This window comes from Pseudomonas sp. C8002 (assembly GCF_013385765.1).
Lineage (GTDB): Bacteria > Pseudomonadota > Gammaproteobacteria > Pseudomonadales > Pseudomonadaceae > Aquipseudomonas.
Genome location: NZ_JACAPJ010000007.1, coordinates 115131 through 140611, shown reverse-complemented (window position 1 = coordinate 140611; position 25481 = coordinate 115131). Strand labels below are relative to the sequence as shown.

The 25481-nt window shown below is 58.8% G+C and carries 30 protein-coding genes and 1 tRNA gene; 18 read left to right on the top strand and 13 right to left on the bottom strand.

Annotated elements, in window-relative coordinates; genetic code table 11:
• Positions 1-4 precede the first annotated feature (4 nt).
• On the bottom strand, positions 5-937 hold the full coding sequence (locus tag HX814_RS12035) for an alpha/beta fold hydrolase (RefSeq protein WP_256343953.1): 933 nt from the start codon (positions 935-937) through the stop codon (positions 5-7).
• Between the two features lie 173 nt (positions 938-1110).
• On the opposite strand from HX814_RS12035, the gene HX814_RS12030 reads away from it, so the two are divergent.
• From HX814_RS12030 to HX814_RS12020, 3 genes are all read left to right on the top strand, one after another.
• Positions 1111-2067, top strand: a complete 957-nt coding sequence (locus HX814_RS12030; RefSeq protein WP_218168931.1) for a GlxA family transcriptional regulator — start codon at positions 1111-1113, stop codon at positions 2065-2067.
• Between the two features lie 263 nt (positions 2068-2330).
• Positions 2331-2867, top strand: a complete 537-nt coding sequence (locus HX814_RS12025) for a spore coat protein U domain-containing protein (RefSeq protein ID WP_177008548.1) — start codon at positions 2331-2333, stop codon at positions 2865-2867.
• A gap of 421 nt (positions 2868-3288) precedes the next feature.
• A complete protein-coding gene (locus HX814_RS12020) occupies positions 3289-3783 on the top strand; it encodes a hypothetical protein (protein WP_087693941.1) in 495 nt (164 codons plus the stop codon).
• Between the two features lie 167 nt (positions 3784-3950).
• Here the strand turns inward: HX814_RS12020 and HX814_RS12015 are convergent, their stop codons facing one another.
• From HX814_RS12015 to HX814_RS12005, 3 genes are all read right to left on the bottom strand, one after another.
• Positions 3951-4331, bottom strand: coding sequence for a DUF1090 family protein (locus tag HX814_RS12015; protein ID WP_003207691.1), 381 nt, complete (start codon positions 4329-4331; stop codon positions 3951-3953).
• Positions 4332-4570: 239 nt separating this feature from the next.
• Entirely contained in the window at positions 4571-4891 is a 321-nt protein-coding gene (locus HX814_RS12010) for a hypothetical protein (RefSeq protein ID WP_177008547.1), read from the bottom strand.
• Positions 4892-4897: 6 nt separating this feature from the next.
• Complete coding sequence (locus HX814_RS12005) at positions 4898-5854, bottom strand: glycoside hydrolase family 6 protein (RefSeq protein WP_177008546.1); 957 nt, start codon at positions 5852-5854, stop codon at positions 4898-4900.
• A gap of 145 nt (positions 5855-5999) precedes the next feature.
• Between HX814_RS12005 and HX814_RS12000 the strand changes: the two genes are divergently transcribed.
• A complete protein-coding gene (locus HX814_RS12000) occupies positions 6000-6518 on the top strand; it encodes a DUF1993 family protein (protein ID WP_003207698.1) in 519 nt (172 codons plus the stop codon).
• A gap of 80 nt (positions 6519-6598) precedes the next feature.
• The gene (locus tag HX814_RS11995) at positions 6599-6922 is read left to right on the top strand and encodes a helix-turn-helix domain-containing protein (protein WP_003207700.1); all 324 of its coding nucleotides are present in this window, start codon (positions 6599-6601) and stop codon (positions 6920-6922) included.
• Between the two features lie 34 nt (positions 6923-6956).
• Here the strand turns inward: HX814_RS11995 and HX814_RS11990 are convergent, their stop codons facing one another.
• Genes HX814_RS11990 through HX814_RS11980 form a run of 3 tightly spaced genes read right to left on the bottom strand, consistent with a single transcriptional unit; the run spans position 6957 to position 10661 of the window.
• Positions 6957-8330, bottom strand: a complete 1374-nt coding sequence (locus tag HX814_RS11990) for a hypothetical protein (RefSeq protein WP_177008545.1) — start codon at positions 8328-8330, stop codon at positions 6957-6959.
• A 4-nt stretch (positions 8331-8334) separates the two neighbouring features.
• Complete coding sequence (locus HX814_RS11985; protein WP_177008544.1) at positions 8335-9522, bottom strand: DUF6384 family protein; 1188 nt, start codon at positions 9520-9522, stop codon at positions 8335-8337.
• Entirely contained in the window at positions 9522-10661 is a 1140-nt protein-coding gene (locus HX814_RS11980) for a merozoite surface protein 3b (protein ID WP_102368910.1), read from the bottom strand. The genes HX814_RS11985 and HX814_RS11980 overlap by 1 nt, the downstream gene beginning before the upstream one ends.
• Positions 10662-10877: 216 nt before the next feature.
• On the opposite strand from HX814_RS11980, the gene HX814_RS11975 reads away from it, so the two are divergent.
• On the top strand, positions 10878-11486 hold the full coding sequence (locus tag HX814_RS11975) for a LysE family translocator (RefSeq protein WP_102368911.1): 609 nt from the start codon (positions 10878-10880) through the stop codon (positions 11484-11486).
• Between the two features lie 822 nt (positions 11487-12308).
• A tRNA-Leu gene (locus HX814_RS11970) sits at positions 12309-12395 on the top strand.
• A 165-nt stretch (positions 12396-12560) separates the two neighbouring features.
• On the opposite strand, the gene HX814_RS11965 is transcribed toward HX814_RS11970, so the two are convergent.
• Positions 12561-13388: a hypothetical protein gene (locus tag HX814_RS11965; protein WP_177008543.1), complete on the bottom strand. Its 828-nt coding sequence runs from the start codon at positions 13386-13388 to the stop codon at positions 12561-12563.
• Between the two features lie 82 nt (positions 13389-13470).
• Positions 13471-13605, bottom strand: a complete 135-nt coding sequence (locus tag HX814_RS31495) for a hypothetical protein (RefSeq protein WP_023658805.1) — start codon at positions 13603-13605, stop codon at positions 13471-13473.
• Between the two features lie 219 nt (positions 13606-13824).
• On the opposite strand from HX814_RS31495, the gene HX814_RS11960 reads away from it, so the two are divergent.
• The gene (locus HX814_RS11960; protein WP_177008542.1) at positions 13825-14853 is read left to right on the top strand and encodes an alpha/beta fold hydrolase; all 1029 of its coding nucleotides are present in this window, start codon (positions 13825-13827) and stop codon (positions 14851-14853) included.
• A gap of 73 nt (positions 14854-14926) precedes the next feature.
• On the opposite strand, the gene xth is transcribed toward HX814_RS11960, so the two are convergent.
• Both xth and HX814_RS11950 read right to left on the bottom strand, forming a co-directional pair.
• Entirely contained in the window at positions 14927-15745 is an 819-nt protein-coding gene (gene xth / locus HX814_RS11955; protein ID WP_102368989.1) for an exodeoxyribonuclease III, read from the bottom strand.
• A gap of 251 nt (positions 15746-15996) precedes the next feature.
• The gene (locus tag HX814_RS11950; RefSeq protein WP_177008541.1) at positions 15997-17007 is read right to left on the bottom strand and encodes an NAD(P)-dependent alcohol dehydrogenase; all 1011 of its coding nucleotides are present in this window, start codon (positions 17005-17007) and stop codon (positions 15997-15999) included.
• A gap of 183 nt (positions 17008-17190) precedes the next feature.
• On the opposite strand from HX814_RS11950, the gene HX814_RS11945 reads away from it, so the two are divergent.
• Positions 17191-18090 carry a LysR family transcriptional regulator gene (locus HX814_RS11945; RefSeq protein WP_102370266.1) on the top strand — a complete coding sequence of 300 codons (900 nt, stop codon included), beginning with the start codon at positions 17191-17193 and terminating at the stop codon, positions 18088-18090.
• 291 nt (positions 18091-18381) lie between these two features.
• Positions 18382-18699, top strand: a complete 318-nt coding sequence (locus tag HX814_RS11940) for a hypothetical protein (protein WP_032899360.1) — start codon at positions 18382-18384, stop codon at positions 18697-18699.
• A 51-nt stretch (positions 18700-18750) separates the two neighbouring features.
• On the opposite strand, the gene HX814_RS11935 is transcribed toward HX814_RS11940, so the two are convergent.
• Entirely contained in the window at positions 18751-19209 is a 459-nt protein-coding gene (locus HX814_RS11935) for a GNAT family N-acetyltransferase (protein ID WP_177008540.1), read from the bottom strand.
• Positions 19210-19301: 92 nt separating this feature from the next.
• On the opposite strand from HX814_RS11935, the gene arr reads away from it, so the two are divergent.
• The 5 genes from arr to HX814_RS11910 all read left to right on the top strand — a co-directional run bounded on the left by arr (position 19302) and on the right by HX814_RS11910 (position 21474).
• Positions 19302-19718: an NAD(+)--rifampin ADP-ribosyltransferase gene (arr, locus tag HX814_RS11930; protein ID WP_023658807.1), complete on the top strand. Its 417-nt coding sequence runs from the start codon at positions 19302-19304 to the stop codon at positions 19716-19718.
• A 71-nt stretch (positions 19719-19789) separates the two neighbouring features.
• Positions 19790-19996 carry a DUF1737 domain-containing protein gene (locus HX814_RS11925; RefSeq protein WP_177008539.1) on the top strand — a complete coding sequence of 69 codons (207 nt, stop codon included), beginning with the start codon at positions 19790-19792 and terminating at the stop codon, positions 19994-19996.
• Between the two features lie 48 nt (positions 19997-20044).
• Positions 20045-20413: a VOC family protein gene (locus HX814_RS11920; RefSeq protein ID WP_008435061.1), complete on the top strand. Its 369-nt coding sequence runs from the start codon at positions 20045-20047 to the stop codon at positions 20411-20413.
• Positions 20414-20517: 104 nt separating this feature from the next.
• On the top strand, positions 20518-20940 hold the full coding sequence (locus HX814_RS11915; RefSeq protein WP_177008538.1) for a hypothetical protein: 423 nt from the start codon (positions 20518-20520) through the stop codon (positions 20938-20940).
• A 132-nt stretch (positions 20941-21072) separates the two neighbouring features.
• Positions 21073-21474 (top strand): TonB family protein, encoded by a 402-nt coding sequence (locus tag HX814_RS11910; RefSeq protein ID WP_003207740.1) that lies wholly within the window; start codon positions 21073-21075, stop codon positions 21472-21474.
• Between the two features lie 138 nt (positions 21475-21612).
• Here HX814_RS11910 and deoC read toward each other — a convergent pair whose 3' ends face one another.
• Positions 21613-22293 carry a deoxyribose-phosphate aldolase gene (gene deoC, locus HX814_RS11905; protein WP_003207741.1) on the bottom strand — a complete coding sequence of 227 codons (681 nt, stop codon included), beginning with the start codon at positions 22291-22293 and terminating at the stop codon, positions 21613-21615.
• 143 nt (positions 22294-22436) lie between these two features.
• Between deoC and deoR the strand changes: the two genes are divergently transcribed.
• The 3 genes from deoR (at position 22437) to HX814_RS11890 (ending at position 25451) form a co-directional block, all read left to right on the top strand.
• Positions 22437-23195 (top strand): DNA-binding transcriptional repressor DeoR, encoded by a 759-nt coding sequence (gene deoR, locus HX814_RS11900; RefSeq protein ID WP_008435058.1) that lies wholly within the window; start codon positions 22437-22439, stop codon positions 23193-23195.
• 171 nt (positions 23196-23366) lie between these two features.
• Positions 23367-24341, top strand: a complete 975-nt coding sequence (locus HX814_RS11895) for a substrate-binding domain-containing protein (RefSeq protein ID WP_003207745.1) — start codon at positions 23367-23369, stop codon at positions 24339-24341.
• 93 nt (positions 24342-24434) lie between these two features.
• On the top strand, positions 24435-25451 hold the full coding sequence (locus tag HX814_RS11890) for a galactitol-1-phosphate 5-dehydrogenase (protein WP_023658808.1): 1017 nt from the start codon (positions 24435-24437) through the stop codon (positions 25449-25451).
• The last annotated feature ends 30 nt before the right edge of the window (positions 25452-25481 follow it).

Here is a 25481-nt window from a genome sequence, read left to right as displayed (position 1 = left end):
TTTACTATTTACCGGCGGTGATACGCGCCATGAACTGACGCGTCAGGCTGGCGATCTGCTCGGTTTTTTCATCGAGCGCGAAATGCCCCGCGTCCAGAATATGAACCTCGGCCCCCGGCACATCATCCTTGTAGCGCATCGCCCCCGGCACAATGAACGACGGGTCGTATTTTCCCCACATGACCAACATCGGCGGTTGGTTGTCTTTCAACCATTGCTGCCATTTTGGGTAAGAGGCTACGTTGTTCTGGTAGTCCAGCAACAACGCCGACTGTATCGCCCGCTGGCCCGGACGGGATAAGGCGGCAAACTCGTCCTCCCAGGCATCAGGGTTGTAACGCTCGGGATGAGGGCTGGTGCCCAGATGGCGCTGCTTCGTGCCCTCGTACCCCGTGAACCCATCGACTTGTTCGGGATGTTCGGCGGGAGCCTTCCAGTACTTGGCGATGTTCGCCCACTTGGCACCCAGGCCTTCGTCATACGCATTGGCGTTCTGGATGATGATGCCGTGCAGTTTTTGCGGCGCGTTGAGGATCATCCGAAAGCCTACCGGGCCGCCGTAGTCCTGCATAAACAGGGTGTATTCATGGATTTGCAATTGCGTGAGCAGCTTGCTCATGGTGTCGGCCAGATGGTCAAACGTGTAGGTGTAGGTCGCGGGCGAGGGCGCGTCGCTTCTGCCGAACCCTGGGTAGTCGGGTGCGATCACGTGATACCGGTCAGCAAGCAGCGGGATCAGCGAATCCCACATGCGCGAGGACGAAGGGTAGCCATGGAGCAGCACCAGGGGCGGCGCGTCCCTGGGGCCGGCCTCGCGATAGAAAACCCTCACGCCGTCCACACTGGACCAATGATAGCCAGTGGACTCGGTGGTATAGGGGACGGACGGCACCGGTTCGCTGGCGTGTGCCGGTGCGGTCATCGAAAGAGTGGTCATAAGTGCTCCCAGCGTGCAAAAGGTGGCGATGTTCATTGTGGCCCTGAGCTCTGATTTGCGCATTTCCCGGTGAAATGCAGCTGCGATCAGAGTGAACGCATCCGGGAACTCACACCATTGGCCCAATGACCATTTTTCATTAGAATCGGGCCAATCTCGATCAGGCCCGCCCTATGAAAAAAAGTGTGAAAGTTGCAGTCATCGCTTTTAACGGCATCAGCCCCTTTCACCTTTCTGTGCCGTGCCTCGTATTTGGTAAAGATCGCCGAGTGGGGGATTCGCCCTGGTTTGAATTGGTGGTCTGCGCGGGCGAAGAGGGGGCGCTGGTTACCAACGCCGGTTTCGCGATCCACTGTGACCATGGTTTGGACCAGGTTGCAGGAGCTGACATCGTCATCATTCCCAGCTGGCGGGACGTCACCGAAAGGCCGCCGTGCGCACTCCTCGAAACGCTTCAGGCAGCCCATGAACGGGGCGCGCTGGTGGTCGGCCTGTGCCTGGGGGCGTTCGTGCTTGCCCATGCGGGCCTGCTGTGCGACAAGCGGGCAACCACGCACTGGGCGTGGGCGGCGCATCTGGCGCGAGATTTCCCACGCATTGAAGTGGACCCCAAAGTGCTCTATGTCGAGGCGCAGCAAATCCTGACCTCTGCAGGCGTGGCCGCAGGGCTCGATTGCTGTATTCATATCGTCAGGCGGATCTATGGGCGGGGGGTTGCCAACGCGTTGGCGCGTCAACTGCTGGTTTCCCCCCATCGCGACGGAGGCCAGGCCCAGTTCATCAGCCAGCCTGTTCCTCAAGGCGCAAGCGACCAGCGTCTCGGCCAGTTGCTGGACTGGCTTCGGGCAAACCTGGGACAACCGTTGTCAATCGATCAGGTGGCGACGAGGCTGGCGATGAGTCGACGCAGTTTCACCCGGCACTTCAAGCAACTGACCGGCTCGACGTTTGGCAAGTGGCTCACGAATGAGCGAATCAAGGCCGTCCAACTGCAACTTGAAACAACCGACCACAGCGTCGAGTCGATCGCTGACGCTTGCGGGTTTGGTACAAGCCTGTCGTTACGCCAGCACTTTTTCTCGATCGTGGGCGTGAGCCCCACAACCTACCGGAAGGCTTATCATCGATAGGGAGCTACCTGTAATTTCCGGTTCCGATACCCGTTCGCTGACGTGCAGCGACGGAGCGAAAACTGGCCAGTGACTCCTGCGGGTACAAGGCCGAAAAGCTCTCCAGGCAACCGCCTGCAAGTGAAAGCGATTTGGCCTCGGGCTGGCAGTTTCCTCCTGACTGACTAACCTTCTACGCAACGGCCATCCTTGTACAAGTGTCAAGGGTCCACCTCAGGGACCTGAACCGGCGCGCTGGGTTGGCAAGTCATAAGGAGAGCTTCATGAATGGACTTATCTCAAGAGTCTTACTGGCGTTGACAACACTGGCCTGGGTGTCCGGCTCCCAGGCCGCGACCACCGTCACCGGGCAAATCAGTGCGTCGCTGATATTGATCAATAGTTGCCTGGTCAACGGCGTAGGAGGCACCACAGGCTTGAATTTCGGTGCGTTGAACTTTGGTACCGCCAACACCCTGTATACAGAGGCTGATGGGCAAGTGCTGGGCGGCGGCGGGGCGCCTTTGTCTATTCAATGCTCGGCGGGTACTTCGCCGGTATTGACCATCACGTCCGGCGCCAATGATGGCAAATCCACCGGTGGAACGCGTGCCCTGGCAGACGGTGCCGGCCACTTTGCGCCCTATGACATCTACACCGACGCCGCCCACACGCAAATTCTTGCCAACAACGGCACTATCAATCTCACGGCCAGCACCGGGGTTGCGCAAACCGTGAATATTTACGGTAAATCCCCAGGTAAGGTGGGTTTGCCGGCCGGCACTTATACCGACACGATTGCGGTCACGCTGACGTTTTGAATATGAGGTATATCGCTTGCGGCAATCTTCAGATGCCAAGGGAAATGATTTATTTGCTGTTCCATTTTGAACTCCGTCTTCCATTTTTGAGCGGGAGACGGCATAGATTTATTGATTTTTAAATTGATCTCTACCTGTATCGCATTCACACCCCTAAAGACATCTACGGGATGACAGGAGTTGGATGATCAGGTGCATGCATCATGTTAATATCGCCACCCCTCGTGACCGAGGGGCCTCTGGCGGGCGGGCTGGTCGAGAGAAAATCCACTTGTTTCCTGAGATTTATAGCTTGATGTGCCATTTTTAACGTCCATGGCATGATTTCATGGGCGTTAATCAGCCGATATCCATTTTTCCATTTAAAGCTGCGCTTGCTATGGCAGCAGTTCAGAAACTATACGCCTCAAAAGGAAGAGTCATGGCCGTACCACGCATTATTTTCCCAATAGCCATTGCTGTTGTCGTGCTCGGAGCCGGCACGCTGATCTATCAGGGCCTCAACGGCACAAGCAGCTCGCTGAGCTGCGCAGATGATTTCTCGCAAGCCACGGTTATCGAGGGTGTTAAAGGTACAGTTGCCGGCGACACTACACTAGCCACCAGCCAGGCTGGTGAGTCTGGACATATTCCTTTTGCCAAGCCTTACCATTCGGTCTGGTGCAAATGGACTTCCCCAGAAGACGCAAGCTTCACATTTGATACCACAGGCTCAAAATTCGACACCGTGCTTGCCGTTTATAAAAGCACGAGCCTGAATTCGATGCCGGTGGCCGGCACGAACAATAACCAGTCGGAAAATGATGTAACCAGTGCTGTGACTTTTTCAGCCAAGAAGGGTGAAACCTATTCGATTGCCGTCGATGGGTTTGAAGGTGCTTACGGTAAGTACATCCTCAACTGGGCCAAGAAATAAGCGAACATGGCAGCTGTCGGCGGCCATTGGCTAAGGTGAAGGGGGACGACAATCCTCCACACCAGAAAACCCCGTAGATTAACGTCTACGGGGTTTTTTATTGTCTGCCGGTAAGTACGATGGGCGAAAAAACCGCAATCGCGGGCCTTCTCGCAGGGCAGCCCGACTTACTTGAACAAGCCGCCAATTGCGTTGATCGCATCCGCAGCCTTGTTCACGTTTTGCTGGCGCTGAGGGTTAGTGTCCACTTGTGCCTGAGTGTTGTAGGTACTGTTGCTGCAGCTCTTGTTGGTTTGTGTCAGTGCTGCCTGGAACGCGGTCGCGCGCAACGTATCGCCCTTGGCATTGGCCGCATTGATATTGGTCTGCAGGTCGCGGATCTGTTGCTGGCAGGAGGCACTGTTGGCGTTGACGGTGTTGTTGCTGTTGCCGGCACCCCCCAAGGCAGATGACAGGGCGCCGGTGAGGGCAGACAGGTCGGCGGCGTGGGCGGGCAAAGTGAACAGGCTGAACAGGGCGGCGGCTGGGGCGAGTTTGGAAAGACGCATGGCAAACCTCAATGTTTTATTGCCTGCGCATCTCCGGGGGCCCGAGCAGGCGCAGAACAATATCCGTATAGAGGTGAGCGCTCGGGTGGGGCGAAATATATTTGGTCAAATTTTGACCTTCAACCGTGAAACTCCATAAATGTGAGTTGTTTCACGTTGTTTGTCTGGCATTGACGACGTATCAAGGTGAGGGCACGAGCCCGAGTGATGCGCGATGCAAGCTGAAACGCCTGGGTGCTTCACTTGGCGCAACAAACACCCGATAGCTTCACCAGCAGTGTCAGCGCGACGATTGCCCAGCCAGAGTTGAGTGCGACAAACATCCATTCCGGCGGATTTGTACCCAGGAAAATCGTCGAGGTAACCGTCAAGAAAACCATCAAAAGACCAATTGGGAGCCAGAACCAGAGGTGTTTCTGGCGCTGGCACACCTCTATGTGCAGCGGGCTATCTTCATGGAGTGTCATGTGTTGTCGGCCTCGGTAACCTGCTGCTTCCCTGCCGATGTTCAGCTCAAGAGCGCTATCCTGAGCAATGAGTCCAGGTGATGCAAGGCTCATTCGCCGTTAGTGTCCATCAATCAGGCGAAGTGCCAGTTCGGCACTGAAGGTGCCTGCCTCCGGGCCTTCATGACAATCGGTTTTCGTCGAAGACGCACCGTCCGAATTGCCCGGGAGTTTGATCCATAGGGCAACCAACCGTGGCGAAAGCACTTGCGGTGGCATGCCCAGTCTGCGCCCCACCGGGTTGCACCAGTCTCCAGGATTCGCACCATTGCCGTTGCGGCTGGTATCCACCGCCACGGCTTTTGTATAGGCGTATTCGCTTAACAACCTGGCATTGATGGCATCACCATAACTGCGCACCTGGGCGAGGGTGTAGAAGTTGGCGATATTCAGGGCAAACCCCCGAATCTGTTTCACCCCGGCTGCATTCAACGCATCGGCCATGGCGCCTGGGGATTTCCAGCCTGGATTGCCAGCGTCCAGATAAACATCGACATGGCGTGCGCGCTGGTTGAACCCCGATACGGCGTAATTGATTAGCCCCAGCCGCTCGGCGCGCTTGTCCTTGTCCAGGCACTGCAGGTCTGCCAGTGCGTCCGGCTCCAAGATAACCAGCGCCGGCTGGTCTCCAATGCCTTTGATCAGTTGGTCTATCCAGCCCCGGTACTCCGCCGCTGCCGGTGCGCCACCCTTCGAGGCGCCACCGCTGCAGTCGCGGTGGGGCAGGTTATAGGCCACCAAAATCGGTGTTTTATCAGCACTGGCGGCAGAGGTTACATAGCGATTGACGCGCTCGGCCAGCGTTCCTATGGCCTGGCTGGTGCCGGTCAGCCACAGGGCACTGGGCACCTCGGCAATGGTTGAGCGGATGCTTGCAGTGGCAGGCGTATCGGGGTGCTGCTGGACCCACTGTGCGGCGGTGGACTGCGGGTTGACGTAGAACCCATCACTCGCCTGGGCAGCAGGCAGCATCGACAGGCAGATAAAGCCGGCGGCAAGGGTGGCGATCTTTAGCACGCTCTACACCAGTAAGAGGGGCGGGCGGCCAAGGTAAGTCGGCTCGCCGCTGACGTCACGTGAAGCTGCATGAAGCTTGCCGGCTAGCCGCGCAGACCGTGCCCATGGCATGCTCCCACGCTCAGCATCCAGTCAAGGAAGAACGATGTCGACCTATGTAATCACCGTCCCTTGCTTTGCGCAGATGTTGCGCTCGCTCAAGGGGCTTTTGTCCAAAGGCGAGGCGCATGCCGGCGAGTTGGGCTATGACCCGCGAAACCTGCTGAGCGCGCGGCTGGCGCCCGACATGCACACCCTCGCAACGCAAATCCGGTTTGCGTGCACCCAGGCCCAGGAATCGGTCCAGCGTCTCACCCATCAACCGCTGCCGGTTCTGAGCACACCCGCAACCCTGAGCGAGGCGCGTGGGTTGATCGAGCAAACCCTGCAAGCCCTCGCCTCGGCAGATCGCGAACTCATCGACAGCAGCGAGCGCGCTATCTCGATAGAACTTCCCGACGGTACTATTTTCGACATGACTGCCTACGAATACGCGGTCAATTGGGCCATTCCACAGTTCTATTTTCACCTGATGACCGTCTATAACATCCTTCGCCATAACGGTGTGCCGCTCGGCAAGGCCGATTACGTGCCGCATATGTTCGCCTTCGTGCGCACGCAATAGGTAGCCACCCGAATGAATAGACCCCGCTCCTGCGCATAAGCGTATGGTGGGTGTTAAACACGTTTATTGAGGTACCCGCCATGGACGATAAACTCGGCATCCGCCTGAAAGAGGAACGCAAGATCCTGGGGCTCTCCCAACAGGAGTTTGGTGCGATTGGCGGTGTGGGTGCGAATGCTCAGGTGCACTACGAAAGTGGCGCGCGGGCGCCCAAGTCCGATTACCTGATTGCCATCCGGCATAAAGGCGTGGACGTGCTTTACGTGTTGACGGGGGAAAGGGCGGTTATCAACCAGGCCACCCTGAGTGACAAGGAGACGTTGATCATCAACCACTACCGCACGCTGGACGGGCTGGATCAGGATGCGATTGCGCAGATCACTTCCTCGTTGTCTGACAGCTAGCAACGAGGAAGTCCCGGATTTGCTTCGCGCCAGGCTAGAAGCTGTCGGTCGTCCTGAAGCTGCCGCCGCCTGTACTGCCTGACGTCGAAAAGCTGGCCGTGTTGTTATTGCTGCTTTCGACGGTGGCGACGCCAAGGACGACAGGGCTGATCGATGCGCTGACATAGCCTCGCGTCGCCCCTGCCGCTACCTGACTGCGGCGCACGATTTTAAGGCCCCGGCTAAGCACATCCACAACCTGGCCAAGGGTTGCACCCTGGGTCATGTAGCTCTCTACCAGACGCTCGAAGTCAGTCGACAGGTCAAAATAAACATCGCGGCCGGTAAACGCATCGTTGCGAACTTTGCGCTCCAGGTCTTTGGCACGCTGGTAGCTGTTCTGGTGTACCACGGCCTCTTCCTGGGTATCCGCCAGTTGCTGTACCACCGCTTTCAAGCGCAGGTTCAGGGTTTGCAGTTGCTCGACGATCAGGTCGTCGGCGTCGTCCGGGGTGTGGCTGGCCAGGTCGATCAATTCGCCGATGCTGCGGGTTTTCAACTGGTCAGTGAGCAACTGGCGTGCGCGCTGGTACTGCGGGTCTTCGTTGCGTGAGTAGCTGCCGAGTTTTTCCTGGATGGCATTGGCCTGGCGCTTGGCGTTGTCGACTACGCGTTGCAGGGTGTCGAGCTCGGGTTGAATTGAGGCCTGTCCCAACTGGTCACGTGCCTGAGCCAGTTGCGCATCGACGCTGGCACTCAAGGTGCTGATCAGGGCGATGCGCTCGGCCTGCAAGGCCTCGTTTCGCTCACCAAGGGCGATCAGGCTCAGCTCGTTCTTGCGGTTGGCGAGGTAGTTCACCTTAGTCGCCAGCCAGTTGTCCATCCAGCGGTTCAGGCGGTTGCGCCGGTATTGGTCGGTGCCGAAGGCGTGTCCGCGCAGGTAGACGTAGACCAGGTTGGTATCAAAGGTCGGACGCTTCAGTGCGCACTCCTGGCGCAAGTCTTCATAACCGCTGACGTGTTCTCGGTGGGCGGCCTGGGCCAGGTCCAGTTGCTCGACCTGGCGGGCGTAATCGGGGTTTTGTTCCAGGGATTGCCGGGCTTGCTGGTCGAGGGTGTCGGCTCGCGCTTGCAGTTTTTCCTTGCCCGCCAGCGCCTGGGCCACGGTCTGCTCAGCGTCGCGCAGTTGCTGGTGGAGCAGGTCCTGGGACTGTTGGCGCAGGTTCAGGGCGGCGGCGACTTGCTCGTTCTGCGTGTTGCCCTGGTCCAGGTGCAGGGCCGCGATTTTACCCAGGCGCTGGGTAATGTCCTGCTCCAGCGCCAGTTGCTCGCCGAGCAGTTCAGACAGGTGTTGCTCGGCCGTGCGAATCCTCAGCTCGGCGTTGCGGGAGTTACGTTCGGTGATGCCGATCAGGGTGTCAGGCGTCATGTCTTCACCACTCCAATATCGTTTCGAGCGGGTCGGTGGTCCGTTGGCTCAAGTAGGTGACTTCCATCCTGCCGGCCGGCTTGCGGCCGATCACACGGTTGGTCAGGTGGCCGTCGTCGAGTTTGTCGGCCTTGACCTTCAGGTATTCGGCCTGCGGTACCCGCACAGCGAACTGGCTGGCCCACGCGCCGGTGCCGGTCTCACTGCTGACGGTGGGCAGTAGAACCGGTCTGTCCGACAGGTCGACGGCTTCGACAACCAAATACCAGCTCTTGCCCTGGATCGAACCAGGATTGGAATTACACAGCGCCTTGTCGTAGCAGCGCTCGACACCGGACGGCGTGCCGGGCCGGTCGACAACCCGAATGGTCACCTCCTTGGGGATCAGTTCGGTGTTGGCACGCAGGGCCCTGAGTTGGCCGCCGGCTTTTTCGATTTCGAATTTCCCGATGAGGTCTTTGATCATGACCAATTCGGCCTGCATGCCCCGCGTCGCTTTACTGTCGGCGGCGGGCAGGTGAATGTCGGCGACTTTGCGGGTCAACTCGTTGAGCTGGTCGGTCATCGGCTGGACTGCCTTGACCTTGGCTAAAAACGCCTCCAGCACGCCGATCTGCTCACTGGCGTAATCGACCCCGGAGGTATCGACCATGGCCAGGGCATGTTCGGCCTTGGTATTCAGGCGGGGCAGGGCACTGAACAGGTCGCCGCCCTCAATATAGGCCGGGTCCTGCTGCACGGCGCTCAGGCGAGCCTTCAGGTGGGCGATGTCTGATTGTTTTTGTGCCGCGTTCGTCTCGACGGCGATGGCCGCTCTTTGAGCCTCTTGGATCTCGTGTCTGGCGACCATCACCCGGCTGCATTGCACCACCAGCAAGGTGACCGCGATGAGCTGGATGACGAGTATGCCGCGATGCCGCCTGAGCAGTACTTTGCTCCAGAAGCGGTCAAGCGCACTCAGTTCCGGGGCCTCGAACACCAGGCGTTTGGAAAAGAATTCGCGCACGCCCTGATCGATCTGCGCTTCGGTAAATTGAATGCCGTTGTTCTGGTAATACTCGCGGATGCGCGCCGCCACTTCTGCGCGGCGTTGGGGCAGGCTCAAGTCCTTTTCCACCGCCATCTGCTGGTGGCGCAGTTGATCGACCAGCGCCATCGCGCCGAGTTGCTCGGAGAGAAGAATGTCGCTCATCAAGCGGCCTTGGTCAGCAATGCGGCGAACTTGCGTTTGGCCTCTTCGACGGCTTCGGCGATGTCACGGGATGCGTTGCTGGATTCAGCGCGGTAGGTTTCCGTCAGGCCGTGCATGTCAGTCTGGAAGCTCAGGGTGGCGTCGGCCAAGGCGCGCACCGAGTCGACCTTGATGGTGGAGCCATAGCTGGCCTTGACCGCCGCTTCCAATTGGGTGTTGCCGGTGCTGCCCAGGGCTTCAAGGCCCTTGCTGATGCCGTCGGTGGTGGCGTTCAGCGTGTTGGTGGCTTCGGCCAGTCCACTGTTGCTGGTGAACGACACCGCGAGGCCGGTCAACACCACTTCGTTGGTAGAGAAGAACGAGACCATGCGCTGGTACTGGCGCTCCTTGATCACATGCACCTGGTTGATCCGGGCGAAGACCATTTCGGCCGTGTTGTAGCCGACCTTCAGGTCATCGGCGATGTCCTTGACGATCTGGTAGCGCTTGTCTTCGTCCTGCAGCGCGCGTACGGCTTCGTCACGGCGCAATTCCAAGGCCGCGCGTTCGGCCGGCGCCAGGGTTTCGGCAGCCGTGACTTGGGCGTTGGCCTCGTTTAACGCCTGGGTACGCTGCTCCAGGACCTGGCCGGCCAGGGCGAGCACTTGTTGGGCATCGACCTCGGCCGCTTTCATGGCCATGCGGAAGTCCAGGTAGGCTTCCAGAATCACCGTTTCCCGGGAGATCTGGTCATTGGCCGACTTGCACACCTGCAGGTAGTTTTCACGGATCTCGCTGAAGCGGCTGGGGATCGAGCCACGACGCAGGTTCATCCAGCTCAGCTTGAGCTTCTCCAGCGTATCCAGGCGCCCGTCATCCATCCAGCCGGCCATGGCGGCCGCGTCTTCGCGGATTGAGGTGAAGCTCTGGGTGATGTCCATGAAGCGTGTGGAGATATCCATGCCGGCAATCTGCTCGCGAACCACGCTGTTGAAGGTGGTCGACTGTTGCAGCACGGCAGCGATAGCGGTGACTTTGGCGGTGTCGTACTGGGCCACGCGGTCCAGCAATACCAGTACCGGTGCATCTGGAACCGGCTGCAGAAGATTGATGCCCAGGGTCCGCAGGCCCGTCAGCGCGCGGTCGAGGTAGTTGCTCATCGAGTGTCCTTTCAGGATGTGTTCAGCACAGTGTGCAGTGCAGAGAAGGGCGCAAGTATACCGATCAATGAAGGCAAACCAATGGCAGTTTGGTTGGAGGGCGCTTGTTGGCAGGCCTGACGAAGTGTATGACCGTATCTACCGCTAGCTGTACGGGGCGCAGGCTGGCGCAACGTTCTACTGTCACGGCCACAGTACTCGTTCGGATGTCGCGCCATGCTCATGTCTTCAAGCCTGCTTTCAGCTTTCGCGCTGTTCGCCTTTGTGTCCTCAATCACCCCTGGTCCCAATAACACCATGTTGCTGGCGTCCGGGGTGAACTTCGGTTTTATTCGCTCGATCCCCCATGCACTGGGCATCAGCATTGGCTTCATGTTGTTGGTGATCGCCGTGGGCCTGGGCCTGGGAGAAGTGTTCAAGGCGTTGCCGTGGGCCTACACCGTATTGCGTTATGTGGGGGCGGCGTATTTGCTGTACCTCGCCTGGAAAATCGCAACGTCCAGCGCGATGTCCGATGACACCGATAACAAGCGCAAACCCATGACGTTTCTCGGTGCGGCGGCCTTCCAGTGGGTCAACCCCAAGGCCTGGGTCATGGCATTGGGCGCGATCACCACCTACACGCCTGCCGAGGGTTATGTCACCAACGTGCTGTTGATTGCCGCCGTGTTTGCCCTGGTGAACTTGCCCAGTGTTTGCGTATGGGCCGGCTGTGGCAGCGGCTTGCGCAATGTACTGCGCGAGCCACGCTGGTTGCGGGTGTTCAACTGGTCGATGGCGGGGCTGTTGGTGCTGTCGTTGTATCCGATGTTTTTTGCCGGCTGACACGCCCTCTGACCTCCAGCGGCTTGCGTCAGCAGGCCATGGATCCTAGACCGGTGAGATGGTGGCCAGCAGACCAATTGCGATGGTCAGCGCAAGAAAACCGAACAGGAAAAATGCCATCTTAGCCATAAGGCCTCCGAAATGAACGGGCCGGCAGGACGGTTCCTGCCGGGCTCCACGGGCGTGTCGGGAGTGGGAGTATTGTCAGGGCAGGGCGGTTTTCGATACAGGGGCAGATGCAGAAGAAAAAAGCGTATCAGATGGGCCGGGGCGCCGCAGGAGCAGGAAAGCCGGGGATGATCATTTTGGGGTATCAGGGAATAAACAGCGGCTCAGTAACTTGTGGGCGGGACTGCTGAAGGAACTAACCTTTTGCGTGGAGTATCGTATCCACGATTTTCGTGGGAGGTTGAAGGCGAACTGCGTCGTGCGTGGCTATTCTCAAGCGGCGCTGGGAGGGTTCCTTGAAGTGATTTCATCGGGGCGAGTAGGCAAATGGGCAAGACATTGGCTGCGCTGTCGTTTTTGATGACCCTGGTTTGGGTTTCAGTGGTTATTGCGGTAATGACTTATTTTTCCTGATGCACGTGGGGCACGGGTGCGGCACCTGGTGAAGCGGTCGGTATCGCCATTGCCCACTCCCGCCTGCAAAATCTGTAGATGACTGATCTGGCGAGCTTTTTTGTTTGCCAGGGCGCCGCTTGATTGTTTGAAAAAGCCCGCACCCGACCTTGCATCGAGGGGGCTTGATCTATATATTCCCTAGCCTGCTGCAACGCTCAAGGGCTTTTAACGCTGCTTGGCCTGCTGCATAGCGCTACCGCCCGAATGGCGAAACTGGTAGACGCATGGGACTTAAAATCCCCCGCTCGTAAGGGCGTGCCGGTTCGATTCCGGCTTCGGGCACCATCTAAAACCAAGGGTTTGCGGGCGAAAGCTGATGCAAGCCCTTGTTTGTTTCCGGTCGGCAATTGTTCAACAGGTCCGCAATCCACTTCGTTTGCGAGGCTTCCTTGCCCTCTGCGTTGCAAATGCACCGCCCGGTCATCGCAACAGTACTGCGCTACCTCAACCTCAGTTCTTCGCCCGGCTCAATGGAAATTCGTACCGGCGCTTATCGATAAAGATCGAATAACGTAATCCTCCGTCGCCGCTCGGCTGAAGAATGCTGTGGGTCTTGGATTTATGGAAAGGGTGGCTGTAAAGAGAGGGAAGGTCTGAATAGGCATAGCTTTCAAAATGCAGTTCGTCGCCTACCCAATGCACCTCGTTGTACAGGAAGTGCCAGTTTTTGCTGGAAGCCATGTAGAGGTAGGCACTGCCGTTGGGACCCAAGATGACTTCTACCTCCAGCTCACCTTTGTCATTTGCCCACTTGCCAATATATCGCTCCATACCGGAGTGGGCAGGTATCCCGGGATCCGCTACAAAATCACTGGCCTTGAAAGGGGTTTTGCGCGCAGCTTCAGCGGCGGCGTTTGGATAAAGGGCACACAGCGGTGCGACGTTACTGACTTTTACGTAGTTGAAGGTCAGGCTCGTATCCGAAACATCCATGCTCAGCGTCATGGTCTGCGGGTCGAATGCCAGGACCTTCAGGTCGAAGTTGTCTGAAGGTGATTTGAGATGGATGACCTTTCCATCGTCGGACACCTTGAAGTCGCTCACTTCCTTTTCCTGGTGCTTCCCGGGTTCAGCGCAGTTGAATGGATGCAATGTGGCTTTGGCATCAGCGCTGTATTCGACCACGTTGGCAATTCCGTTGCGCAGAGGAACCATGGCCCAGATGCCAACTACGTTATCTTGAGTCGCCAGCGCGTGCGTCGAAGGCTTGGCGCCATGGTTGGCACACCCGGTCATCATCAAGGTGGCCAGGGAAATTGTCAGAACGTTGATCCGCATCGGGCTTATCCATAAGAGTGTTCGCATTGATCCATCTGTCGCGGTTGGCGACCTTCTGGCAGGCATGCATCATAAGGGATCGTTACGCTACGGTGCAGACCCAGAGGTGATTCTGCCGATAGGGCGCGCGGGTGAAGTGAACATCTGAAACCAGATGCATGCCTCGCTCTTGCAGGGCTTCGGTCAGTTGTACGAGTGTCTCTGCCTGGATAGTCATTGCTGTTACCTCGTCAGATTTACTGCGTTCATAATTCTTGACCGGCCGGGCAACTGGCTAATTCAAATTTTCTACAACGTTGATTGACGTGTGGTTGCTTTAGTTCTTTTGCTCCCGCTCCCAGGATAAGCGCGACCTGAAAATATGCGGGCAGTGGTGCTCATTCACCCGAGGTGACCTACAGTGAGACATCGCGCCGGAATGACATGAGGAGATCCTATGTCCACTTTCAAGCTGCCTTCGCGCGTCTTCAGTACGCCCCGTCACACAACGCATTATCTGGAATCGGGACCTGCCGATGGGGCATTGATGATGTTCCTGCATGGTTGGCCCGAACTCGGTTTGATCTGGCGTGCACAGATGGAAGCGTTCTCTGCCCAAGGCTGGCACTGTGTCGCACCCGATATGCGCGGCTATGGCGGCTCTTCGGCGCCGGCCGCGATCAATGCGTACACGATTGAAAACATCGTGGCAGACATGACAGAGCTGCATGACCATCTCGGTGGAACGCCCGCCATCTGGGTGGGCCACGATTGGGGCAGCGTCGTGGCCGGTGAACTGGTCGCCCATGAACCTTGGCGCAGCCGCGGCGTTGTGCTGGTTTCGGTTCCGTACTTTCCTTCCACGAACGCGCTGGCGACGCTCATACCGCTGGTTGACCGAGGGATTTACCCGGTCGACCAGTATCCAGACGGCCAATGGGACTATTACCGCTACTACAACACGCATTTTGCGTCCGCCGTGGCTGATCTTGACGCGGACAAAGCAGCATCGCTGGCGTCGATTTATCGAAGAGGCGATCCTGCAAGCATCGCCAGGGTCGCCTCCAATGCCGAAGTGACCCGCAAAGGCGGGCGGTTTGGCGAAGCGCACCGGGCTCCCCCGACCCCACCAGACCCGGCGCTCTGGCCCGAGACGGACTTCGCGGCACTGGTACGCACGTTCGAGGAGCATGGTTTCCGCACGCCCTGCGCGTGGTATCTGAACGACGATGCCAACATCGAATACGCCCATCGCGCACCCAATGGCGGCCGCCTGTCCATGCCCGTCCTGTTTGTGAACGGTGATTACGACCCGATGAATACCATCAACGGCAATCAGTTGGGCGATCCAATGCGCGCGGCCTGCGCAGACCTCACAGTGACGAGCCTGCCTGGCGGGCATTGGCTGCCGGTGGAGTGCAAGACCGAACTCGTTGCGGCCATAAGTCGCTGGCTGATGCTCGCGAAATTCGTGCCCCATCAGTAAGCCCGGATCACACCTTGGGATGGGTGAGTCGGGGACCGGCACGCGTGCCGATAGTCTGCGTCGTGGCTTGTGATCAACTGCGTTTTGGCTTCTTTCTTGACCGGGTTTGCCGTGATGAGATCTCGATCCACGTCGGCGCATGATCACTGGCATGCTCTTCACCCCGTACCCATGCATCTACGCCGACGTTTTTCAGGTACGGCGCGAGTACCGGGTTGAGCAGCAGATGATCGATGCGCAGCCCGGAATTCTTCTGCCAATGCTGACGGAAATAATCCCAAAACGTGTACACCCGCTCTTCCGGGTACAGGTGCCTCAGCGAGTCGATCCAGCCCTGGGAAAGCAGCCTTTGAAAGCACTCACGGCTTTCTGGCTGGAGGAGGGCATCCTTGAGCCATGAGCGGGTGTTGTAGATGTCCAGGTCGGTGGGCACCACGTTGTAGTCACCGGCCAGGACCACCGGATGTTCGCTGGCCTGCAGTGTTGCAGCGTGGGAGATCAGGTGCTCGAACCACGCGAGCTTGTAATCAAATTTTGGCCCAGGTTGAGGGTTGCCGTTGGGCAGGTACAGGCATCCGACAATCACGCCATGGACAGCCGCTTCCAGGTATCGAGACTGCGAGTCGTCCTTGGCTCCCGGCAGGCCCTTATGGATCAAAAGAGGTTCGGAATCCCGCGCGAGAATTGCCACTCCGTTCCAGGATGCCTGGCCATGGTGCAATGAGCCATAGCCCGCCGCCTCAAGTTCTCCAGCGGGGAACGCGTTGTCTTGCGCCTTCAGTTCCTGCAGGCAGACGATGTCCGGGCGCTCCTTTTCCAGCCACTGCAGAAGGTTGGGCAGTCGCGTCTTTATGCCGTTGACATTGAATGTCGCGATCTTGAGGTTCTGCATGGCGTCGGTCCTTCAATGTGCCGGGTGCGCCGGGTGTTCGGCCACCGTGGGGGTAGGGGGCCTACCCTTGCTCATTTGGCGATGTCCCCTATACCGGTTTAGTCGCAAAGCCTCTTTTCGACTACACCAAACCTGCGTTGCTCCATAAATAACAGGAACCGGTCTTTGAACGACCATTGGTGTCATTCGTGAACCGCCTGGGCAAATCCCGCAGCAATCACCTGCCTGTGTGAAACGCCCGGCGGTCGACTTTACCCGACCTTGATGACCACTTTGCCAAAGGCGCCCCTGGCCAAGTGTTCGTATGCCTGGCGCGCTTGATCGAAGGCGTACACACGGTCGATTACCGGGCGAATCCTGTGCTCGCTCAGGAACGCGTTCATGCGGTCGAACGATGAGCGCGGCGCTACGGCAATGCCGCGAATGGTTGTTTGCCGGAATATCATCGGCATCAGGTTCAATGCAGACGTCTGGCCCGTCAGGAATCCGATCTGGGCGATACGTCCACCGACCCTGGTCGCGGCGATCGATTGATTGATGCCATCTCCGCCTGCGACGTCCAGGAGCAGGTCCACGCCCTTGCCATCGGTGAGTTTCAGGACTTCCTCTGCCCAGCCAGGATGCGTGCGATAGTTCACACTGGCGACCGCCCCCAGTTTTTTCATAGCCTCCAGATTTTCATCCCGACTGGAGGTGACAATAACCTTGGCGCCGAGGGCGGTTGAGATTTGCGCAGCGAAAACCGAAACCCCACCGGTACCTTGAACCAGCACCGTTTGGCCCGCCTCGACCTGGCCGAAATCAACCAGCGCGTACCAGGCCGTCAATGCGGCAATCGGAAGAGTCGCGGCTTCCTCATCCGACAGGTTGTCGGGGACACGTACTGCGCTGTCCTCATGGATGATCATGTATTGCGCCAGGCCGCCGGGCAAAGGCGAGCCGAAGCAGTAGTCGGGTTCATCCGGCCCAGGCATGCCGTCCAGCCAGCGGGAGTAGAGATGCGAGTTGACCCGGTCGCCAATAGCGAAACGGCTGACACCGTCACCTGTTGCTACGACAACGCCTGCCGCGTCGCTGACGGGAATCAATGGCTTGGGCACCTTGTGGGGCTCGTAGATGCCATCGACGATGGCCTTGTCCCGGAAGTTCAGCGAAACGGCCCCCACCTTTACCAGTAGCTCTCCCGCCTTGGGGACGGGGGTCTCGGCGTCCCCTTGTACCAGGTTGTCCAAACCGAAATCTTTCAGAAGCCACGCTTTCATTTTCTGTCTCCAGCAACGGTGAATGGGCAGGGGAGGCAAGTGCCTCCTTGTTGTTGGGGCCATTGTTGAGGTTTCGCAGCGCGGCATAAATGGGCAGAATCCAACAGCATTGTTATTCTGGAGAGTAACAATCAACCCTTCACCGGCTTCCCGGGGACGAGACGTATGGCGCTTCTACAGTCGATGCAGGTATTTGCCAAGCTGGCGGAGTTGGGCAGCTTCACAAAAGTCGCGGAGGCGACGCAGACCGGCCGTCCCTATGTCACGCGCACTATTCAGGAACTGGAGGCGTCCCTGGGTGTGCGCCTGTTCCAGCGCACGACGCGTAAAGTCAAGCTGACGGCTGAGGGCGAACGATTTTACGAGCGTGTCAAAGAGATTCTGGCCACCATCGCAGAAACCACTTCCATGTTCGACCGCAGTGGCTCGACGCTGAGTGGGCGGCTTCGGATTGATATTCCCACAGCGTTTTCCCAGCACGGGTTCATGGAAAGCCTCAGGCAATTTACCGAGGCATTTCCCGAGATCGAACTGGCACTCGGCGTGACCGACCGCAGGGTAGACCTGGTGGCGGAAGGCATCGATTGCGTATTGCGAATCGGTGATCTCCCGGATTCCAGCCTGGTAGCCAGGGAAATAGGCAGCGCAATCATGGTGACCTGTGCATCTGCAAGTTATCTCCAGGCCTACGGGGTACCGGAAACCCTGGCGGACCTTGCCGGCCACCGGTGCGTCGGCTTTCTTTCGGGTCAAAACAACAGGCCGCTGCCTTGGCACTTCTCGATGGCGGGCGAGGACCATCCACACACTCCACGCGGCGGTATCACCGTGAACGAGTCCAACGCATACGTTCAATGCGGCGTTGCAGGCTTCGGCATTATTCAAGCACCGGGGATTACCGTCGGGGCGTACCTCGCCAGTGGAGAACTGGTTGAAGTACTCGGCGCACTTCGTCCGACACCGCGCCTGGTTTCCGTGCTTTACCCCAGCCGATCCCATCTTGCACCCCAGGTGAATGCATTTGTGGATTGGCTGAAAAAGCACTTTCCGGTTGTGCACCCCGACTGGTTCAACGCTCACTGATCCTGCAGAAGCACTTCGCGGCAGACCGAGAGGGGGCAGGTTGTTCAGGCGGGCTGTCGGAACGTATGATCGCAGCGAGCGCCCTTTTCCGGGCGCTGAGACTCACCCTTTGAAGGACATGAGCATGGAAAAGCACTTCGGTAATTCAGGCCTGTTCAAGGCTGCTTCGTATCACTGCAACACGCTCCTGGGCAGCGGCATTGCTCGCTGGGAGCTGAAAAATATTGCGTTGAATACGAAGGAGTTTTTGATATGTCCAAAGAACTACTCGGAGTTTCTGCTTTAGGGTTGATGGTGGTGGGGGAGTTTTGTGCAATCTACAGCGAGGTGGTAACCGCCAGGCTTGCCCAGACAGGGCATGGTTCATGGGAGGCGTTCGTCCTTCCCGTTGTGCTGATGTGTTTTGCCGGGCTTTGCCTGTTGGGTGCGTATTGGCTGGGGTACGTGGCGGTCGGTGATATCTGGGTCGTCACCGTGGTCTCAGTCACCTCCCTGTTGCTGCTTGAGCCCGTGGTGGTCTGGGCGCTGTTCCATGAAGCACCAGGGCGTGGCGCACTCATCGGGTTTGTCCTCGGCGCCTTGGGCATGCTTGCTACTGTATTGCTTTGACTCCGCCCTCCGGCCCGGCAATCAAACGCCGGGCCAGCTCGCCTCAAATGGTCACAGCTTCATCTTGAAGCCTGTGTGGGTTGGCAAGAACCCCAGGGACTCATAAAACCTATGAGCATCTGGCCGCGTACGATCACAGGTAAGCTGGATCAGTTGGCAGTGGCGCTGACGTGCTTGCTCAAACGACCATTCGAAGAATTGCCGGCCCAATCCGCTCCCACGCATTCGCTCGTGCACGCGGACGGCTTCGATTTGAGCTCGCCATGCGCCCCGATGAGAAATATTCGGAATGAAAGAAAGTTGGAGAGTACCGACCACCTCTTCATCAGCCACAGCGACGGCAAGAAACTGGTTCGGGTCTGCGTTGATGGCCTCAAACGCTCGTGTGTAGGAACTCTGAAGCGGAAGACTGCTATCTTCTCGAACAGCCCCCAGGGAGTCATTTGCCAGCAGCAAAACAATGAAAGGCAAGTCGTCGATACTGGCGCGTCGTATGGTCAGATTCGTCACAACGGTTTCCTGAGGTGCGGTGGTATAGAGGAACCCAGCCGATGGGGGCATTCGCATCCAAACATAACATTCATCCACGGAGCAACGAGCCCATGTCAAATACCGCTGGCATGTTCATCCGTCAGTTCTTTCACGGTACCCGGGCCGACCTGGAGCCGGGCGATCTGATCCGCGTCGGCTACCCGTCCAACTTTACAGAAGGTAAAGCACTGTCCTGGGTTTACTTTGCGGGCACGCTGGATGCCGCCATCTGGGGGGCTGAGCTGGCGCTCGGCAGTGGGCGGGAACGGATTTATGTTGTGGAGCCAACGGGGGCAATCATGGATGACCCCAACGTGACGGATAAGAAGTTTCCCGGCAATCCCACGCTTTCCTATCGCTCCACTGACCCTTTGCGCGTCGTGGCGGAGGTCACGAAATGGCACGGGCATCCGCCTGAACGGTTGCAGCAGATGAAGGACAATCTCGCGCGCTTGAAGGCCGAGGGTCGCGACGTGATCATTGACTGATATCATCGGGCACAAGCCGGCGTCACCCGATCGTCAAGTGGCTTTCCTTAACTGTTCCAGCAGGTGCTCCCATGCAGAATTCCCCTCCTGAAGGCCTACCTACCTATCGGATCCTGACAGGCAAGGACGATGCCTCCTTCTGTCACCGGGTCTCTGAAGCGCTTGCGCTGGGTTACCAGCTTTACGGCTCGCCAGCGGCAACCTTCAATGGCGAGTACGTGGTGGTGGCACAGGCTGTGGTTTGGAACGCCGATAAGAACACTACTGTCAGGAACTGACGCGGGCTTGAATTAAGGTGAGTTCTCTCACTCCTGTCAGGTCAAATGATGAAATTCTCGTCTGTTCGTCTCGTTACCAACCACTTTGAACGGCTCGTTCAGTTCTATCACAACCTCTCGACTGTCGAGCCAAGGCACCTGGCTGACGGGTTCGCTGAAATTCACCTCGACGGCGTCGTCCTGGCCATAGCCGATGAGCGCCTGGTCCGCCTTCACAACGATGGACTGGCAGTCGCCGCCAGCAACCGTTCGGCGATCCTGGAGTTTCAAGTGGACGATGTGGAGGCCGTCCTGCTGCGTATCGGTCGGGCTGACGTGGTGATGCCGGTGACGGTCATGCCATGGGGCAACACTTCGGTATTGCTGCGTGATCCGGATGGAAGCCTGGTCAACGTCTTTTCGAGACCTTGCCGCTGAATTGGTCCGCTGTTGTCGCCAGGTTCGGTAGGGTCGATAACGGGTTAAAGTAATCAGCTTAAGCGCCGATCAATTAACATCGATACCGGAATTGGATATTTGACATGATCACGAACGTCAGCAGTCTCGCTTCAGTACCCGCCAACCCAAGTCCGGCCAGCGTCAGCGATAGCTCCAAGACCGAAGACTCTGGAACCTTGAGTCTCAACCCGGACAGGGGTGCCAAAAGTGCGCCCGCTGCAGGTGGCGGCCAGGCGGCATCCACGTCGCAGGAGTCCGACACCGTCAAGGCGCTGAAAAAGCAGATTGCGGAGTTGCAAAAGCAGCTTCAAGAGCAGCAGCAAAACATGCAAAAGGCCCAGGCCAGCAATCAAAGCGCAGACGCCAAAGCGGCCGCCGTGGCTGCCGCCCAGGCGCAGATTGCCGCAACGGCAGCTGCATTGCAGTCTGCGTCTTCGGCGTTGTTGCAGGCACTGACTTCCGACGGTGGAAGCGGTACCGGTTCCATCGTCAGTACCACCGCCTGAGAGGCAGATTTGGTTTTCCACAAGAAGCATTCGTGTACCCACGGGCCATTCTGTTCGACCTGGATAACACGCTGACGCACCGAGCCTTGATTAGCCTCACCTTGCACACCAAACGTCAACGGAACTGCGTTTATGAAATACAGCTGGATCGCACTTGTCTTACTGCTTTGTGCCTGCACGAGCGGCCCCACCCGGGAACAACTGGCAGAACAACGCTTATGGGAATACCAGTTGCTCACTCACCTCAATCACTTCAAGTCGTACCCCGAAGAAGCTCGCCTGCAAGGATTGACCGGCCTGGTCAGGGTTGAATTCGTGGTCGACGCCAAAGGCAACCTGATACGCCACAAAGTCATCAGCCATACAGGTTCGGATCTGTTCGTCAGCGCCGTGGAGCGATTCGTTCCGGCGGCGTCGCCAGTGCCTGCGCCTCCACCCTCAATGCTGCTCAAAGGCGAAATTCAAGTGGTAGCCCCGTTTGTATTCTGCCTGGAGGGCGTGGCCTGCGCCGGCTCACCGCCACGCCGGCTGTAGCTGACCTGCGGATAAATTCCGGGCAAAGAAAAGCCCGCGATGGGGAGCGCGGGCTTAAAGGTTTTCACCAGGAGCTGAGATGACCATAGGCGCCCGACTGTGAAAGGGTTGTGAAAGGGCGCCAGCGCTGCACTCAACTCAGTAGGCGCCCGCGGCCGCCTTTGCGCCGCTGACGATGGCGATCCCGGAGCTGCTGCCCAGGCGCGTAGCACCGGCTTCGATCATCGCCTGGGCCGTCGCCAGGTCGCGCACGCCGCCCGACGCCTTCACGCCTATCTGCGCCCCCACCACGCCACGCATCAGGCGCACATCCGCCAATGTCGCGCCGCCATGGCCGAAACCGGTGGAGGTCTTGACGAACGCCACGTTCAGCTCGCGGCACAGGCTGCAGGCATGGGTTTTCTGCTGGTCATCGAGCAGGCCGGTCTCGAGGATGACTTTCAGCGGTACCGCGCCGCAGGCCGCCAGCACCTGGGCAATATCGTCGCGTACCTGGTCCAGCAGGCCATCCTTCAGCCAGCCGATGTTCAGCACCATGTCGATCTCGCCTGCACCGGCCTCGATCGCAAGCTTTGCCTCATAAGCCTTGGCCGCACTCAAGCCCGCACCCAGGGGGAAGCCGACGACGGCACAGACCAACGGCGCGGCGTCGCGCAGGCATTCGGCGGCCAGCGGCACGTTGGCGCTGTTGACGCACACGGACTTGAAGCCATGCTCGCGGGCCTCGGCGCACAGTTGGCGAATGCTCGCCTGGGAAGCATCGGCGGCCAGCAGGGTGTGGTCGATATAGGCCGCGAGCGGCAACGGATCAGTCGGCATGGCAAGTGTCCTGTAAGGATGAGGTGCTGGGAAAAGCCGGTTTGTGTTAAGTTGGATGCATTAAATGTGAAATAAATAACATTGTAAATGGAATTTGTGACTGCCCTGATCAAGGGCACGCATTCAACGAGGGTTGGAACGCAGTGGATTCAAAGAAAAGCGAAAGATTTCGGGCCATGCACAAGGCCTTGCAGGGCGAGTCGGCGATTCACTTGCGTGACATGGCCGCATTGCTGGGCGTATCGGAAATGACCCTGCGCCGCGACCTGGCAGACAGCCCCCAGGGCCTGCGCCTGTTGGGCGGGCACGTAACCCGCAGCGGGCCGCCGGAGCCCGATTACCAGGTCGCCGAACAGGACCAGCGCCACGTCGCCGAGAAGCGTCAGATCGGCGTGCTGGCCGCCAGCCTGGTGCGCCCCGGCGACACGGTGTTTATCGATTGCGGCACCACCACGCCGTTCATTATCGAGGCGTTGCCGGATGACCTGGAGTTCACCGCGCTGTGCAATTCCCTCAACGTATTGCTCAAGCTCCAGCAAAAGCCCCACTGCACCATCATCCTCTGCGGTGGCACCTTTCATCGGCGCAACATGGTCTTCGAGAGCCATGCCGAGGCGGGCATCCTGGATGGCATCCGTGTGGCGTGGGCGTTCATTTCCGCGGCCGGCGTCAGCGCCGCCCACGGTGTGACCTGCTACAACCTCAACGAAGTGGAGGTCAAGCGCCGGGTCATGGCGCGGGCGCAGACCTGCGTGCTGGTGGCCGACCACAGCAAGTTCGACGAAGTACGTGCGGCACACTTTGCCGAGCTGTCGGACTTCCAGCGGGTGATCAGCGACCCCGGGCTCGAGGCGGCACAGCAGCAGGTGATCAGGGACAGCGGGGCGATCCTGCTGATCTGACTCAAACAGCATTGTGATTTTTATTTCATTTGTTCGGAATTTAACAAATTGGCCTTGACACTCTCGGGAGCAAGGCATAGTTTTTCAAATGTGATCGCGGTTCACATTTGTGAGCACGACCTCCCTGAAGGCCGTGCCCGAATCCTGACAACAATAAAAATAGGAATCACCATGCTCCAGATAGCCCGTAAACCTGTTCATGTGCTGGCCCTTGCACTGGCTGTCGCGGCCTCGGCGCTGGCGCTGAACGCCCAGGCCAAGGATCTGAAGATCGGTTTCAGCCAGGTCACCCTGCAATCTCCCTTCTACGTACAACTGCGCGACGGCGCCAAGGCTGCAGCGGCCAAGGGCGGCGACGAGCTGATCTTCCTCGACGCCAACGGCGATATCAGCAAGCAGAACAACGATATCCAGGACCTGCTGACCCGCAAGGTCGACATCCTCATCATCAATGCCGTGAACCCCGACGCCGTGGGCGCGGCCCTCGACGCCGCCAAACGCGCCAAGGTGCCGGTGATTGCCGTCGACCGCGCAATCAATGCCCCGGTCGCCACCACCATTGGCCGTAACAATGCCGAGATGGGCGAGCTGTCCGGCAAGGCGCTGCTCGCCGCGCTCAAGCAGCGCGGTGTGACCAAGGGCAAGATCATCGAGATCCAGGGCGACGCCGGCGGTACGGTAATGAAAGAACGCCGCAAGGGCTTCCACACCGCTTTGGCCGGCACCGACTTCAAGATCATCGACGGCCCCTACAGCGAGTACATGCGCGCCAACGCAGTCACGGCAATGCAGGATTTGCTGCAAGCGCACCCGGACCTCAAGGCGGTGATCGCGCATAACGACGACATGGCCATGGGCGCGCTGCAAGTGCTCACCGAAAGCGGCAAGAAAGACGTCCTCGTGGCCGGGATCGACGGCTTGTCCGAGGCCTTGAATGCCATCCAGAGCGGCGATCAATACGTGGCCACCGCCCTCAACGACCCACGCTACCTGGGCGAGGTCGCCATCGAGGCGGCGCGGGCCCTGGCGGCCGGCAAGTCGGTGCCGAACTTTGTCGACGCCGGCACCCAGGTGGTGACCAAGGCCAACGTGGCCGAGGTCAAGCATGACTCTACCTTCGGCGAATACCGCCCCGGCGCGCTCTGACGGATCTGCGCCGCCACGCTATGGATTTTTGCGGGCACCTCTTGCGGGAGGTGCCTGTTCGAACGCACTCGTCACTCAACAGAGGAATTCACTGTGAAAGCTGCCGTCATGTACCAACCGGGCGATATCCGGGTCGAAGATGTTCCAAAACCTGCGGTCAAGGCCGGCCACGCGCTGGTTCGGGTCGCCGCCTGCGGCGTGTGCGGCTCGGATATCCCGCGCATGCTGAGCAAGGGCGCCCATGTGATGCCGCTGATTTGCGGCCATGAATTCGCAGGCTTTATCGAAGAGATCGGCAGCGGTGTCGAAGGCTATGCCATCGGCGAACTGGTGACAGTGCCGCCGATGATCCCGGACGTCAGCAGCGACCAATATGCCCGAGGCTTTCCGTCCCGCTCGGAGCGCTACGATTACTTCGGCAGCCGGCGCGACGGCGCGTATGCCGAGTACGTCAATGTGCCCCTGAGCAACCTGATCAAGGTGCCCCAAGGCATGGACCCGATTGCCGCGTCCCTGGTGGACCCGGCGGCGATTGCCCTGCATGCGATCTGGAAAGCCGACTTCAAGGCCGGGCAGAGCGGGGCAGTGGTAGGTTGCGGGCCGATCGGCCTGTTTGCGATCCAGTGGCTGCGGATCATGGGGGCCAAGGACATCGTCGCCATCGACATCGCCGAAGAGAAACTCGCCATGGCCCGCGAAGCCGGCGCCACCCACACCCTGCTCAGCGGCGCGGCGGATGCCGAGTTGCCCCGTTGCCAACTGGTGATTGAAGCGGCAGGCCATCCCAGCTCGATCAACCAGGCCGTTCAACTGACCAAGGCTGGCGGGCATGTGGTGTTTATCGGCATTCCCACCAGTGACGTGGCCCTCAGCACTGCGACGTTCTCGCACTTCCTGCGCCAGGAAATCTCCCTGCACGGCGCCTGGAACTCGTTCTCGGCACCGTTCCCGGGCGATGAGTGGACGGCCTCCATCGACAAGCTGGCTTCCGGTGAATTGCAGTGGCAGTTCATGATTACCCACGACTTGCCGCTGGATGAATTGCCGGCGATGTTCAAGCGCTATGCCGATCGCAGCGAAGTCGCGGCCAAGGTAATTTTCCGTCCCTGAGCCGCGTCAGCTGTGTGTCGCCAAGCCCGA

Excerpts from the sequence above, each read along its gene's own strand:
- HX814_RS12035 (WP_256343953.1), bottom strand. The coding sequence starts at position 937 with ATGACCACTCTTTCGATGACCGCACCGGCACACGCCAGCGAACCGGTG.
- HX814_RS12030 (WP_218168931.1), top strand. The coding sequence starts at position 1,111 with ATGAAAAAAAGTGTGAAAGTTGCAGTCATCGCTTTTAACGGCATCAGC.
- HX814_RS12025 (WP_177008548.1), top strand. The coding sequence starts at position 2,331 with ATGAATGGACTTATCTCAAGAGTCTTACTGGCGTTGACAACACTGGCC.
- HX814_RS12020 (WP_087693941.1), top strand. The coding sequence starts at position 3,289 with ATGGCCGTACCACGCATTATTTTCCCAATAGCCATTGCTGTTGTCGTG.
- HX814_RS12015 (WP_003207691.1), bottom strand. The coding sequence starts at position 4,331 with ATGCGTCTTTCCAAACTCGCCCCAGCCGCCGCCCTGTTCAGCCTGTTC.
- HX814_RS12010 (WP_177008547.1), bottom strand. The coding sequence starts at position 4,891 with ATGAGCCTTGCATCACCTGGACTCATTGCTCAGGATAGCGCTCTTGAG.
- HX814_RS12000 (WP_003207698.1), top strand. The coding sequence starts at position 6,000 with ATGTCGACCTATGTAATCACCGTCCCTTGCTTTGCGCAGATGTTGCGC.
- HX814_RS11995 (WP_003207700.1), top strand. The coding sequence starts at position 6,599 with ATGGACGATAAACTCGGCATCCGCCTGAAAGAGGAACGCAAGATCCTG.
- HX814_RS11990 (WP_177008545.1), bottom strand. The coding sequence starts at position 8,330 with ATGACGCCTGACACCCTGATCGGCATCACCGAACGTAACTCCCGCAAC.
- HX814_RS11985 (WP_177008544.1), bottom strand. The coding sequence starts at position 9,522 with ATGAGCGACATTCTTCTCTCCGAGCAACTCGGCGCGATGGCGCTGGTC.
- HX814_RS11980 (WP_102368910.1), bottom strand. The coding sequence starts at position 10,661 with ATGAGCAACTACCTCGACCGCGCGCTGACGGGCCTGCGGACCCTGGGC.
- HX814_RS11975 (WP_102368911.1), top strand. The coding sequence starts at position 10,878 with ATGCTCATGTCTTCAAGCCTGCTTTCAGCTTTCGCGCTGTTCGCCTTT.
- HX814_RS11965 (WP_177008543.1), bottom strand. The coding sequence starts at position 13,388 with ATGCGGATCAACGTTCTGACAATTTCCCTGGCCACCTTGATGATGACC.
- HX814_RS31495 (WP_023658805.1), bottom strand. The coding sequence starts at position 13,605 with ATGACTATCCAGGCAGAGACACTCGTACAACTGACCGAAGCCCTGCAA.
- HX814_RS11960 (WP_177008542.1), top strand. The coding sequence starts at position 13,825 with ATGTCCACTTTCAAGCTGCCTTCGCGCGTCTTCAGTACGCCCCGTCAC.
- xth (WP_102368989.1), bottom strand. The coding sequence starts at position 15,745 with ATGCAGAACCTCAAGATCGCGACATTCAATGTCAACGGCATAAAGACG.
- HX814_RS11950 (WP_177008541.1), bottom strand. The coding sequence starts at position 17,007 with ATGAAAGCGTGGCTTCTGAAAGATTTCGGTTTGGACAACCTGGTACAA.
- HX814_RS11945 (WP_102370266.1), top strand. The coding sequence starts at position 17,191 with ATGCAGGTATTTGCCAAGCTGGCGGAGTTGGGCAGCTTCACAAAAGTC.
- HX814_RS11940 (WP_032899360.1), top strand. The coding sequence starts at position 18,382 with ATGGTGGTGGGGGAGTTTTGTGCAATCTACAGCGAGGTGGTAACCGCC.
- arr (WP_023658807.1), top strand. The coding sequence starts at position 19,302 with ATGTCAAATACCGCTGGCATGTTCATCCGTCAGTTCTTTCACGGTACC.
- HX814_RS11925 (WP_177008539.1), top strand. The coding sequence starts at position 19,790 with ATGCAGAATTCCCCTCCTGAAGGCCTACCTACCTATCGGATCCTGACA.
- HX814_RS11920 (WP_008435061.1), top strand. The coding sequence starts at position 20,045 with ATGAAATTCTCGTCTGTTCGTCTCGTTACCAACCACTTTGAACGGCTC.
- HX814_RS11915 (WP_177008538.1), top strand. The coding sequence starts at position 20,518 with ATGATCACGAACGTCAGCAGTCTCGCTTCAGTACCCGCCAACCCAAGT.
- HX814_RS11910 (WP_003207740.1), top strand. The coding sequence starts at position 21,073 with ATGAAATACAGCTGGATCGCACTTGTCTTACTGCTTTGTGCCTGCACG.
- deoC (WP_003207741.1), bottom strand. The coding sequence starts at position 22,293 with ATGCCGACTGATCCGTTGCCGCTCGCGGCCTATATCGACCACACCCTG.
- HX814_RS11895 (WP_003207745.1), top strand. The coding sequence starts at position 23,367 with ATGCTCCAGATAGCCCGTAAACCTGTTCATGTGCTGGCCCTTGCACTG.